Below are 12,796 nucleotides of genomic sequence, written 5' to 3'. Positions count from 1 at the left end.
ATAATGCACCAAAAGTAAGCGTGAAGTAGGGGGCGCGAATGGAACAGGATTTAGCGCGTATTGAGCAGTTTCTGGATGCCCTGTGGCTGGAACGAAATCTGGCGGAAAATACATTAAGCGCGTATCGTCGCGATTTATCGATGGTCGTTGCGTGGTTGCATCATCGCGGAAAAACGCTTGCGACGGCACAGGCTGATGATTTGCAAACGCTGCTGGCTGAACGGGTGGAGGGCGGATACAAAGCGACCAGCTCCGCACGCCTGTTAAGCGCTATGCGGCGCTTTTTCCAGCATCTGTACCGTGAAAAGTATCGTGAGGATGACCCGAGCGCGCAGTTGGCCTCGCCTAAGCTTCCGCAGCGTTTACCGAAAGACCTTAGCGAGGCGCAGGTTGAACGACTCTTACAGGCGCCGCTTATTGATCAACCTTTGGAGTTGCGCGATAAAGCTATGCTGGAAGTGCTGTACGCCACTGGTTTGCGCGTGTCGGAACTGGTGGGGCTGACAATGAGCGATATCAGTCTGCGGCAGGGCGTGGTGCGGGTTATCGGTAAAGGCAATAAAGAGCGGTTGGTGCCGTTAGGCGAAGAGGCGGTGTATTGGCTGGAGACGTATCTGGAGCATGGGCGTCCCTGGTTACTCAATGGCGTATCGATTGACGTATTGTTCCCCAGCCAGCGTGCGCAGCAGATGACACGGCAGACCTTCTGGCACCGTATTAAACATTATGCGGTACTGGCTGGAATTGATAGCGAAAAACTGTCGCCGCACGTTTTACGTCACGCTTTTGCCACGCATTTGCTGAATCACGGCGCCGACTTGCGCGTTGTACAAATGCTACTTGGACATAGCGATCTTTCGACGACACAAATTTATACGCATGTCGCAACGGAGCGTTTACGTCAACTTCATCAACAGCACCATCCGCGGGCATGAGTGCTGACAGGAAAGGATAGTTTATGAAAAAGCGTTTTATGATGTTCACTTTACTGGCGGCGGCGTTTTCAGGCGTGGCCCATGCGGATGATGCGGCTATCCGTCAGTCGCTGGCTAAGCTGGGCGTTCAGAGTACGGAAATTCAAGCCTCGCCAGTGGCAGGCATGAAAACCGTCCTCACTAACAGCGGCGTACTGTACGTCACTGACGACGGCAAACATATTATTCAAGGGCCGATGTATGACGTGAGCGGCGCGCATCCGGTAAACGTGACGAATAAACTGCTGATGGGCCAGCTAAATGCGCTGGAAAAAGAGATGATCGTCTATAAAGCGCCGGATGAGAAACATGTCATTACTGTTTTTACCGATATCACCTGCGGCTATTGTCATAAGCTACATGAAGAGATGAAAGATTATAACGCGCTGGGGATAACGGTACGTTATCTGGCCTTCCCGCGCCAGGGGCTGGAAAGCCAGGCGGAGCAGGATATGAAATCTATCTGGTGCGCCAAAGACAAAAACAAAGCGTTTGATGACGCCATGGCAGGTAAGGGCGTGAAACCGGCAAGCTGTGACGTGAATATTGCTGATCATTATGCGTTGGGCGTACAGTTGGGCGTTAGCGGTACGCCAGCCATTGTATTGAGTAACGGCTATGTGGTGCCTGGCTATCAGGGACCGAAAGAGATGAAAGCGTTTCTTGATGAGCATCAAAAACAGACCAGTGGTAAATAATACGCGTGAAACAACAGAGACAACTTCGTCGGCGCGAGGCTGATGAGACGGCGGAACTACTACTCGCCGATCTTCCTCCATTACTGCGACGTTTATATGCCAGCCGGGGCGTTCGTAGCGCCCGCGAACTGGAGCGCAGCGTGAAAGGAATGCTGCCCTGGCAGCAGCTTAGCGGCATGGATAACGCGGTGGAGATCCTCTACAACGCCTTTCGCGAAGGTATCCGCATTATTGTTGTCGGCGATTTTGACGCCGACGGCGCGACCAGTACTGCACTAAGCGTATTGGGAATGCGTGCGTTGGGGTGTGACAACATCAGTTATCTGGTGCCTAATCGCTTTGAAGACGGCTACGGTTTAAGCCCGGAAGTGGTCGATCAGGCAAAGGCGCGCGGGGCGCAGCTTATCGTCACCGTAGACAACGGCATCTCATCCCACGCCGGCGTAGCGCATGCAAAGACGCTGGGGCTTCCGGTGATCGTGACCGATCACCATCTACCTGGCGACACGTTGCCGGATGCCGAAGCGATTATTAATCCCAATCTGCGCGACTGCGAATTCCCGTCTAAGTCGCTGGCGGGCGTTGGCGTGGCGTTTTACCTGATGCTGGCGTTGCGGACATTTTTGCGCGACAAAGGATGGTTCGACGAGCGCGGCATCGTGCCGCCGAATCTGGCGGAGCTGCTGGATTTAGTGGCGTTGGGAACGGTAGCAGACGTTGTGCCGCTGGACGCTAACAACCGTATTCTGACCTGGCAAGGGCTAAGTCGTATTCGTGCCGGGAAATGCCGTCCGGGAATTAAAGCGTTGCTGGAGATATCGAATCGCGATCCGCAGCAGCTTGCCGCCAGTGATTTAGGCTTCGCGTTGGGGCCTCGCCTGAATGCCGCCGGCAGACTGGATGATATGTCCGTTGGCGTGGCGTTACTGTTGTGCGACAACCTCGGCGAAGCGCGTGTTCTGGCCAGCGAGCTGGATGCGCTTAACCAGACGCGCAAAGAAATAGAGCAGGGGATGCAGGCGGAAGCGCTTATCCTGTGCGAAAAGCTTGAGCGCAGTAGTGAAACGCTTCCGGGCGGTCTGGCGATGTATCATCCTGAATGGCATCAGGGCGTGGTCGGAATTCTGGCGTCGCGTATTAAAGAGCGTTTTCACCGCCCGGTAATCGCCTTTGCGCCTGCGGGCGACGGCACGCTTAAAGGCTCAGGCCGATCGATTCAGGGGTTGCATATGCGCGATGCGCTGGAACGGCTGGATACGCTTTACCCTGATCTGATGATCAAGTTTGGTGGCCATGCGATGGCGGCGGGATTGTCGCTGGAAGAGCATAAATTCGAGCAGTTCCAGCAACGTTTTGGCGAGCTGGTGACGGAATGGCTCGATCCTGCCCTGTTGCAAGGTGAGGTGATCTCCGATGGTCCATTAAGCGCGGCGGAGATGTCTATGGAAGTGGCGCAACTGTTGCGGGATGCCGGACCGTGGGGGCAAATGTTCCCGGAACCGTTATTCGATGGCCGTTTCCGTCTGCTACAACAGCGCCTGGTGGGCGAGCGTCACCTCAAGGTGATGGTGGAGCCCGTCGGCGGCGGCCCGCTGTTAGATGGCATCGCATTTAATATTGATACTACCTGCTGGCCGGATAACGGCGTGCGGGAGGTAGAACTGGCTTATAAACTGGACATTAACGAGTTTCGCGGCAACCGTAGTTTACAGATTATTATCGATGATATTTGGCCGCTATGATCGGGGCGATTTAACAACACTTTCGCTGTAATTAAGGGGCGAAATCCGCTAATATTTCGCCCTTATAACCGCATTTTGACAAGTCAAATAAAAGAAATCAGACCATGTTTGAAATTAACCCGGTGAATAACCGCATTCAGGACCTCACGGAACGCACCAACGTTCTTAGGGGGTATCTTTGACTATGATGCCAGGAAAGAGCGTCTGGAAGAAGTAAACGCCGAGCTGGAACAGCCGGATGTCTGGAACGAACCCGAGCGCGCGCAGGCTCTGGGAAAAGAGCGCTCATCGCTTGAAGCGATCGTCGATACGCTTGATCAAATGTCTCAGGGGCTGGACGACGTTTCCGGGCTGCTGGAACTGGCGGTAGAAGCTGACGACGAAGAGACGTTTAACGAAGCCGTCGCGGAACTGAATACGCTGGAAGAGAAACTGGCGCAATTGGAATTCCGTCGGATGTTCTCCGGTGAGTACGATAGCGCCGATTGCTATCTCGATATTCAGGCCGGTTCCGGTGGTACTGAAGCGCAAGACTGGGCCAGCATGCTGCTGCGTATGTATCTGCGCTGGGCGGAAGCGCGCGGCTTCAAAACTGAAGTCATTGAAGAGTCGGAAGGTGAAGTCGCCGGCATTAAATCCGCGACTATCAAAATCTCCGGCGAATATGCCTATGGCTGGCTACGTACTGAAACCGGCGTGCATCGTCTGGTGCGTAAAAGCCCGTTCGACTCCGGCGGTCGCCGTCATACTTCGTTTAGCTCCGCGTTTGTGTACCCGGAAGTGGACGACGATATCGATATCGACATTAACCCGTCGGATCTGCGTATCGACGTCTATCGTGCGTCCGGCGCAGGCGGTCAGCACGTTAACCGTACGGAATCCGCGGTGCGTATCACCCATATTCCAACCGGGATTGTGACACAGTGCCAGAACGACCGTTCGCAGCACAAAAACAAAGACCAGGCCATGAAGCAGATGAAAGCGAAGCTTTATGAACTGGAGATGCAGAAAAAGAACGCTGAAAAACAGGCGATGGAAGACACCAAGTCCGATATCGGCTGGGGAAGCCAGATTCGTTCCTATGTCCTGGACGATTCCCGCATTAAAGACCTGCGTACTGGGGTGGAAACCCGCAATACACAGGCGGTACTGGACGGTAGTCTGGATCAATTTATCGAAGCAAGTTTGAAAGCAGGGCTATGAGGAATCAACATGTCTGAACAAAACGCACAGGGCGCTGACGAGGTAGTCGATCTTAACAATGAAATGAAGGCACGTCGCGAGAAGCTGGCTGCACTGCGTGAGCAGGGTATCCCGTTCCCGAACGATTTCCGTCGTGACCGTACCTCAGACCAACTGCACGCAGAGTTTGACGCGAAAGAAGCTGAAGAACTGGAAGCGCTGAATATTGAAGTGTCCGTCGCGGGCCGTATGATGACTCGCCGTATTATGGGTAAAGCCTCTTTTGTTACCCTGCAAGACGTAGGCGGCCGCATTCAGCTGTATGTGGCGCGCGATGATCTGCCGGAAGGCGTTTACAACGAGCAGTTCAAGAAGTGGGATCTTGGCGATATCCTCGGCGCGAAAGGTAAGCTGTTCAAAACCAAAACCGGCGAGCTGTCTATCCACTGCACCGAACTGCGCCTGCTGACTAAAGCGCTGCGTCCGTTGCCGGATAAATTCCACGGCCTGCAGGACCAGGAAGCGCGCTATCGCCAGCGTTATCTGGATCTCATCTCTAACGATGAATCCCGTAACACGTTCAAAACCCGTTCGAAGATCCTGGCCGGTATTCGCCAGTTCATGGTGGCTCGCGGCTTTATGGAAGTCGAAACCCCGATGATGCAGGTGATCCCAGGCGGCGCGTCTGCCCGTCCGTTTATCACCCATCACAACGCGCTGGATCTGGACATGTACCTGCGTATCGCGCCGGAACTGTACCTCAAGCGTCTGGTGGTTGGCGGCTTCGAACGCGTATTCGAAATTAACCGTAACTTCCGCAACGAAGGCATCTCTGTGCGCCATAATCCTGAGTTCACCATGATGGAACTCTATATGGCGTATGCGGACTACAAAGACCTGATCGAGCTGACTGAGTCTCTGTTCCGTACGCTGGCGCAGGATGTTCTGGGCACCACCCAGGTTCCGTACGGTGATGAAGTGTTTGATTTCGGTAAGCCGTTCGAAAAACTGACCATGCGTGAAGCGATCAAGAAATATCGTCCGGAAACGGATATGGCTGATCTGGACAACTTCGATTCCGCGAAGGCGATTGCTGAAAGCATCGGCATTCACGTCGAGAAGAGCTGGGGTCTGGGCCGTATCGTCACCGAGATCTTTGACGAAGTTGCTGAAGCGCATCTGATTCAGCCGACCTTCATCACCGAATATCCGGCTGAAGTGTCTCCGCTGGCGCGTCGTAATGATGTGAACCCGGAAATCACTGACCGCTTCGAGTTCTTTATCGGCGGTCGTGAAATCGGTAATGGCTTTAGCGAGTTGAACGATGCGGAAGACCAGGCGCAGCGTTTCCTGGATCAGGTTAATGCAAAAGCGGCGGGCGACGACGAAGCCATGTTCTACGACGAAGACTACGTGACAGCGCTGGAACACGGTTTACCGCCGACAGCGGGTCTGGGAATTGGTATCGACCGTATGGTGATGCTGTTTACTAACAGCCACACGATTCGCGACGTTATTCTGTTCCCGGCGATGCGCCCGGTGAAATAAGATGTAAATTGCCGGATGGGGCATTAGCCGCCATCCGGCATCTCTTCGTTCAGGCGTAGCGCCATCAGGCAATCATTCAGCGCTGGCAGTAATCGCGCAGTAGTTCACGCGCTTGTTCGTCTGACGTTTGCATGACCATCCACGGGCTAAATGCCCACGGCGTAGCGAGAAGGCTTTTCCATACGCTTTTAAATTCGCTCCACTGATAGTCCATCACCTCTTCGCTGTTAACCTGTAACCCACTGGTCGCCCGCGCGGCAAATACCGGACAGACTTCATTTTCCACAATACCGTTTGGATCTGTCGCCCGATAGCTGAAGTGCGGATAGACGGGGGTGAGATCGGTAATTTCCACGCCGAGTTCGAACCGACAACGGCGGATGATCGCCTCTTCGGTGGTTTCGCCTTGTTGCGGATGACCGCAAACCGAATTCGTCCATACGCCCGGCCAGGCTTTCTTGCTCAGCGACCGTCGTGTTACCAGCAACTGACCATCTTCGTTAAATAGCCAGCAGGAGAAAGCCAGATGCAAAGGCGTATTAAGAGTATGAGCCGCATACTTTTCCAGTGTGCCGGAAGGCTTATCCTGCTCATCCAATAAAACGACATGTTCCTCAGTCATGAAAGCTCCTGAAAATTAAAATGACCCGGCAGCATGGCCGGGCCATATACTCAGACGATCAGCGTAGCTCATAACAGAAAGAAAGGCATTACCAAAACAGGTCTTGACAGAACGCAGACGAGCGCCATTGTGCCGTTAGTCGATATTATGCTGGAATATCGGATACTAGCGGCATCATCATCCACGCTGCTCCTTTCCGGCGTCAATGGATTGGGCATACGGCGTTTGGCTGCTATCATAAGGCGTCTGTCAATAGAGTGAGGAAAAGTTTTGAGCGCAGGACGCCTGAACAAAAATAGCCTGGGTATTGCGGTGCTGTTATGCACAGGGCTGCTGCTGGCGGGGTGTTCCAGTAATTCCGGCTCAGGAACATATTCCGGCTCCGTCTATACCGTTAAGCGCGGCGATACGTTGTATCGTATATCGCGCGCCACGGGAACCAGCGTGAAAGAACTTGCCCGACTGAATGGCATTTCTCCGCCTTATACTATTGAGGTGGGGCAGCGAATTAAAGTGCGCGGCAGCGCAAAGAGCAGCAGTGCAACACGCAAAACCAGCAATAAAACAGCAACAAAAACTGCCGCGGTCAGACCGTCATCTTCGGTGCCAAAATCCTCCTGGCCGCCGGTGGGGCAGCGTTGTTGGGTATGGCCTGCTAACGGTAAAGTGATTTTACCTTATTCCACCGCGGAAGGCGGAAATAAAGGAATCGATATTGCGGGCGCGCGCGGAACGCCTGTTTATGCGGCGGGAGCTGGTAAAGTTGTCTATGTCGGGAACCAGCTGCGCGGTTACGGCAATCTCATTATGATTAAGCACAATGAAGACTACATTACGGCTTACGCTCATAATGACACCATGCTGGTTAATAATGGACAAAGCGTTAAAGCGGGGCAAAAAATCGCTACGATGGGCAGCACGGATGCCGCATCCGTAAGGCTGCATTTCCAGATTCGCTACCGGGCGACGGCCATCGATCCGCTGCGTTATCTGCCGCCGCAGGGGAGTAAACCGAAATGCTGACGGCGAATTAATCGCCAGTCGGTCAGTTAGTCTCTTGCCAACCAGAGCGTAAGGTTTATAATGCCTTACGCATCTCAAAGCGGGCGTAGTTCAATGGTAGAACGAGAGCTTCCCAAGCTCTATACGAGGGTTCGATTCCCTTCGCCCGCTCCAGACAAACCTTCAAGTTCTCCTAACCCCTACAAAACCCAGTAATCACGAGCTTCTCAGGCTATATTGGTGATTTTAAGCTCTACATGGTTCTAGTGAAATCTACACATACAGTTGTATAGTAATGCGTATAGACGGTTTGCCATTCTTTGGAACTATACACAATGCCACTCACAGACCTTGAAATAAGGCGCTCTAAGCCGCGTGAGAAGTCCTATACACTCAATATTCCTGCTCATCGAGCCTAACGGTTCGAAAGGGTGGCGTTTCCGGTACAGATTCGACGGTAAGCCTAAAATGCTCTCGCTGGGCACATATCCGACTATCTCGCTGACTGATGCCCGGCAAAAACGCGATGAGGCTAAAAAGCTGGTTGTGACGGGTATAAACCCTGGCGAAGTGAGAAAGAGGGAAAAGCAACGTATACGAGCGTAGGTAAACATGTGGCAAGTGATTCCGCAGCAAATGCGCAAATACAGGGAACGGTAAACCTTATAGAACTGACCAAAACACAAAAGGCGGCTGTAGCGAGGTTTGATCCGTCCGAGTTGCTCCGCACAAAAGAGTAGTTCTGTGGAATCTGCGCCGTTAGTAGCAAATCGGGTGATTATCGCCGGTGGTGATCATCCGATAATTTTCCGTAATGGGTGTAAATGCAGCCGGTTAATTAACAGTCAGTAACACACTCGTAATTGTTTGCTTTATCCCTGTAGATATTATGGTTATTAGGGAATGACCCCGTAAAACCATAAGGATTTTATATACATGGCTATTCCAGTTTATTTATGGCTGAAAGATGACGGCGGCGCAGATATTAAAGGTTCGGTTGACGTAAGGGATCGCGAAGGCAGTATCGAGGTTAACGGATTTACGCATAACCTGCGCCTGCCTACCGATGCCTTTACCGGGAAAGTGACCGGCACTCGCCAGCATGCGCCGTTGGTTTTTCAGAAAGAAATAGACTCATCCTCGCCCTACCTCATGAAAGCCGTTGCAACCGGACAAACGCTCAAATCAGCGGAGTTCAAATGGTACAACATCAATGATGCCGGGCAGGAAGCTGAGTATTACAATATGCTACTGGAAAACGTGAAAGTTGTCTCCGTTACCCCGTTGATGCATGACATCAAAGACCCCACCAAAGAGAAGCATAACCACCTTGAGCTGGTGGAACTGCGTTACGATAAAATCACCTGGAAATACTGCGACGGCAATTTGCAGTTTGCTGACAGTTGGGCAGAGCGTTAATCATGCGCTTTCCGGTGTACTCAACTCCATATGATATTTCATCGTTCGCACCGCCCGGCGTTGATGTTGTAAGCCATATGGTGATTGCTCGCCTACACGGTGGCGCTTCGCTGATGACTTACGTATGGTTTTATCAGATGGTTCGGAATCATGGCCCGTGGGATTACAAGCAAGGCCACCCACAATATGCGAATTTCGGTAACTTCCATTACGGCGCAATTGGTGCGGCAGCGGGTATTCCTGACGGTGTGCTTTTACGTGGCGCTGGTGCGGCGCAGATTCTGGCTGGTACAAGTAATCCGGTAGAGTTCGCACAGTACCATGCGGTCGACGCATACGGCGATGACCCCGTAGATCAGTCATGGATAAAGGCGGGTATTGATTATGCAAGGCGCAGTGGGTTTTAGCAGGAAGACAGGCGTAATATTTGTGTTGCTTCTTCTGGGTTTTCTGGCTTATCAGTTTCGTGATTTTTTCAGCGTTTATGAGCAGGTGAAAAGCACGGTTAAAATTAACGATAAGTTGACGTTGTACGTTACCGAAGTGTCTAAAAGCTCGCTCTCTAAAGATACCTACAACTACTATTTTTATGATGCTGGTAAGAGCGCGGATGACTTCCTGATTCACGTTAAGAGTATAGAGCCGGTGATGACAACAGATGACTACAAGGCCAGCGCAGAGGTAAAAGACGGCGATATTTATTTCCGCGTTCGCGGGAATGTCTATGCCTTCAGGAGCGTCGGCTATAACGTCAGTATCCACCTCGATACATCGCCATACTGAAAAATGGCCCCCATCCCGTTTCGGCGGGATTTTTCGTTCTCGCCCGGGCGAATGTACCGTTGTGGCACCGGCAACCACTCAGCCCTGCAATGGTGGCGTTCGCTGGCTCACATAACCGGATTATCATGCCCGCGAAATTAAAAAATCCATCTGCGCAAAAAGCGGAAAATCATTGCGCAAAATATCACTGCGCAGAACGGTGGAAACTGGCCTGTAAGTCTTGCCAGCTCTGGGTTTCATATTGCGCAAAACTCTGCGCATCCTGATCCGCAAAGATCCGCCCCAGCCGAAAACTGCGCAGAAAAAAGTTGCGCAGACGATACACAAAAAAGTACGCAATCTGGTACGCAATTTGGTACGCAGATAATACGCAAAATCCGCGTACCGCTTGGCTTAATCGCTGGTGTGCCGTGGGGCTGATATATAGATTTATATAGGTTTCCACGTAATACGATGCTGAGAAATGCTAAGGTTTTGCGTACCGGGTTATGTCAAGGTTTGTTAAGGTTAAAGGCGCAAATTTCGGTTGATGCTTCCTAAGATTTCCTAAGGTCTTGGCGTGAAATGCGGATGCAGATTCCCCATTAGACCACCATCGCGTGATTGAGATATCTGCGCTGGTGGTCATCATGAACGTTGTAATTTGCACCTAAGTTATGGATGCCCTTGATAGGGTAAACAAGTTCAAGCGACAGCTACGTGTGTATAGAAATGTGTATAGAATTAAAGTCCTAACTCAAAGAGTCCTGGTATTTACAGGGCCTATCGGAGTTTGTACGGCTCCCTTCGCCTATCTACTGACGTCTACTAAGTCCACGAATTTACAGCAATTTTGCCTTTCTGAACGTCTGTTGTTGCTTATGTAACCCCCATTCTGGTTAACAATCTTTTTTCATCAGTGGCCATCCAGGCAGTAACCGAGCTTCAGGACGGGATAAGATTTACCACTCAACGACCTGTTATCGACCCTTTAGTCCCCCTGCCTTTGATGATGAGTTGAACATATCAAGAGCAGGGTATTATATAAATGTATGTATACGTCTATTCGCTTTACGTCTGAAATCAGTCGGAAACCCGTTCAAGAGGCGTGCTGAACGTATGTCCTTCCATATCTATCAGTACCAGCGTTACCGGACCGTTCGGTAATCTATCGCTACCTCTTTTTATAACACCAGCAGGAAGGGTGAGCGTGGCGGCTGATCCGACAATAGCCTGTATGCCGTAGTGACCAGGAGCGAATTTGTTGTAGGCATAATCGTTCCGGAAGCTATCAGGCGGTAATGCCGACAGCATGGCGGTGTCCCAGTGAATAAGCGTTGCGCCATCGGCATCTTTCAGCCATGCCTCCATGATATGCTCAGGTGCCTCAGGCGTTCCTGCATCCAGGTAAGCATGAACCTGAACGCGGCCATCAGGGAACAATTTTCCTTCAGTCAGGCGGACATGATGTGTGGTAGGGCTAACAGGGCCATGATGATATGGCGTGACCACTGAGCCCCGATAGTAACTGTAAGTCCCTACATCAAAAACCACCACTAAAGCTAACAGCCATAGCGCCAGTTTTTTATAACCGACCGGGGTTAGCGGCACAGGAAGTGAACCACAACACCACCGGAAAATCCGACTGTCAGCCAAATGGGGCTTTCTCTTCAGGATAACGTTGTCCAGGGCATAGCTGTGTGACCCGCAAAGAAACAATGTGGTTCCCATCGCCAGATTACAGGCAGCCATTGTCCATTCATCAATACAGGTTGCCCCTTGCCAGCCAAACATCAGCATTAGCAATACGGAGAAAAACATCGACAACAGCGCTGAAATACGGGTGAACAGACCTATCATTAGAAACAGCCCGGCGATGAGTTCAGCCGCGCTGAAAAGTATTACGCCGGCATACAGCAGCCAGAAATGCTGGAGCATAAATGAAATTACATGCTCCAGCCCCATAAGAGCACCGGGCATTGCCGTCTGAAACTTGTAGGCCATCCAGTGGGGTGCATCCGGGTTAAGTTTATCCGGCGCATAAATAAAACGTCGGCTCCCACCCCCCCAGTAAATAAATCCCTGGATAATTCTGACCGCCAGTAATCCCAGGCCTGCCAGCAGATAAACATCTGTCACAGGTTTTGCGGGATTAACGTGTGTAGCTGAACTCATAATTATTATCCCCTGTCGTTATATCGTTATGCCAAAAAGGCATATGAGTAAAAATAAAACAATTAACACACAAATGGTTAACAATATTGTTGCTTTATGTAACGGTTGTTAAGAATATTTATCGTTACGTTCTGGGCATTTTAAACAGGAATGGCACCAGGCTAACGACGACTTATGAAAACCATCTCAGTGGAAACCCTTGCCGGAAGGGTTTGGTGGGTTTTCAAACGTATTGCATACATTTTCAGACCCTTGCTTAATGGTGATTTGCATCACATTTTTAGTTGGCGGTATTTTTTTATGTTGACTGGAGCTGTCTGCCAACAGCATAACTTTTACAGCCAGAGAATAAATAAAAGAGCACCAAAATGTCGTATTCTGACATGTTTGCGAAGGGAGTACCGCTCCCTTCTTTTTTTGTTTCCTGAATACTCACTAAACAATGCCGTTACTGCCAGATAACTGCCGCATACCGCTCTCCATAGTCGTTTCCTGCAACTAATTCACAGGCGTTGATTCACCTGGCTGACATGGCTTCTTGCCCGTTATATATCAGTGAACATCTATTTTTGTCAGTTTTTATTTTCCAGTTTATGTATTATTAAATACTGTTTCTGGCCTGGATTTATTTTCATGAATCAAGCCTCCGGGTGGGCAGAGATAAAGATATTT

At 51.0% G+C, this 12,796-nt stretch carries 11 protein-coding genes, 1 tRNA gene and 1 pseudogene; 11 read left to right on the top strand and 2 right to left on the bottom strand.

Going from position 1 to position 12,796, the window contains the following annotated elements:
- The first annotated feature begins 38 nt into the window (after positions 1–38).
- The 5 genes from xerD to lysS all read left to right on the top strand — a co-directional run bounded on the left by xerD (position 39) and on the right by lysS (position 6,144).
- Positions 39–935 carry a site-specific tyrosine recombinase XerD gene (gene xerD, locus ACE15A_RS19350; RefSeq protein ID WP_000434302.1) on the top strand — a complete coding sequence of 299 codons (897 nt, stop codon included), beginning with the start codon at positions 39–41 and terminating at the stop codon, positions 933–935.
- A 23-nt stretch (positions 936–958) separates the two neighbouring features.
- Positions 959–1,672 (top strand): bifunctional protein-disulfide isomerase/oxidoreductase DsbC, encoded by a 714-nt coding sequence (gene dsbC, locus ACE15A_RS19345; protein ID WP_023249209.1) that lies wholly within the window; start codon positions 959–961, stop codon positions 1,670–1,672.
- 5 nt (positions 1,673–1,677) lie between these two features.
- Positions 1,678–3,414: a single-stranded-DNA-specific exonuclease RecJ gene (gene recJ, locus ACE15A_RS19340; RefSeq protein ID WP_053508120.1), complete on the top strand. Its 1,737-nt coding sequence runs from the start codon at positions 1,678–1,680 to the stop codon at positions 3,412–3,414.
- 104 nt (positions 3,415–3,518) lie between these two features.
- Positions 3,519–4,617, top strand: a protein-coding gene (gene prfB / locus ACE15A_RS19335; RefSeq protein WP_100212306.1) for a peptide chain release factor 2 whose coding sequence is annotated in 2 segments (ribosomal slippage) — positions 3,519–3,593 and positions 3,595–4,617 — 1,098 coding nt in all. Because the reading frame shifts where the segments join, the coding sequence is not laid out codon by codon here.
- A gap of 9 nt (positions 4,618–4,626) precedes the next feature.
- The gene (gene lysS / locus ACE15A_RS19330) at positions 4,627–6,144 is read left to right on the top strand and encodes a lysine--tRNA ligase (RefSeq protein ID WP_000003339.1); all 1,518 of its coding nucleotides are present in this window, start codon (positions 4,627–4,629) and stop codon (positions 6,142–6,144) included.
- Between the two features lie 76 nt (positions 6,145–6,220).
- Here lysS and idi read toward each other — a convergent pair whose 3' ends face one another.
- Entirely contained in the window at positions 6,221–6,766 is a 546-nt protein-coding gene (gene idi, locus ACE15A_RS19325) for an isopentenyl-diphosphate Delta-isomerase (RefSeq protein ID WP_023249211.1), read from the bottom strand.
- 270 nt (positions 6,767–7,036) lie between these two features.
- On the opposite strand from idi, the gene actS reads away from it, so the two are divergent.
- The 6 genes and pseudogenes from actS to ACE15A_RS19295 all read left to right on the top strand — a co-directional run bounded on the left by actS (position 7,037) and on the right by ACE15A_RS19295 (position 9,970).
- On the top strand, positions 7,037–7,789 hold the full coding sequence (gene actS / locus ACE15A_RS19320; protein WP_023249212.1) for an amidase activator ActS: 753 nt from the start codon (positions 7,037–7,039) through the stop codon (positions 7,787–7,789).
- A gap of 79 nt (positions 7,790–7,868) precedes the next feature.
- Positions 7,869–7,942, top strand: a tRNA-Gly gene (locus tag ACE15A_RS19315).
- Between the two features lie 161 nt (positions 7,943–8,103).
- Positions 8,104–8,356: pseudogene (locus ACE15A_RS19310) on the top strand (Arm DNA-binding domain-containing protein); the annotation flags it as partial.
- A 348-nt stretch (positions 8,357–8,704) separates the two neighbouring features.
- On the top strand, positions 8,705–9,187 hold the full coding sequence (locus ACE15A_RS19305) for an Hcp family type VI secretion system effector (RefSeq protein WP_023249213.1): 483 nt from the start codon (positions 8,705–8,707) through the stop codon (positions 9,185–9,187).
- Between the two features lie 77 nt (positions 9,188–9,264).
- Positions 9,265–9,594, top strand: coding sequence for a polymorphic toxin type 44 domain-containing protein (locus ACE15A_RS19300; RefSeq protein WP_077944415.1), 330 nt, complete (start codon positions 9,265–9,267; stop codon positions 9,592–9,594).
- A gap of 22 nt (positions 9,595–9,616) precedes the next feature.
- Positions 9,617–9,970, top strand: coding sequence for a hypothetical protein (locus ACE15A_RS19295; RefSeq protein WP_023249215.1), 354 nt, complete (start codon positions 9,617–9,619; stop codon positions 9,968–9,970).
- Between the two features lie 1,062 nt (positions 9,971–11,032).
- Here the strand turns inward: ACE15A_RS19295 and ACE15A_RS19290 are convergent.
- Entirely contained in the window at positions 11,033–12,124 is a 1,092-nt protein-coding gene (locus ACE15A_RS19290; RefSeq protein WP_023249216.1) for a TQO small subunit DoxD, read from the bottom strand.
- Between the last annotated feature and the right edge of the window lie 672 nt (positions 12,125–12,796).

It is taken from the genome of Salmonella sp. HY31 (assembly GCF_042604575.1).
Taxonomy (GTDB): domain Bacteria; phylum Pseudomonadota; class Gammaproteobacteria; order Enterobacterales; family Enterobacteriaceae; genus Salmonella; species Salmonella diarizonae.
This window is presented reverse-complemented; position numbering and strand designations above follow the sequence as displayed.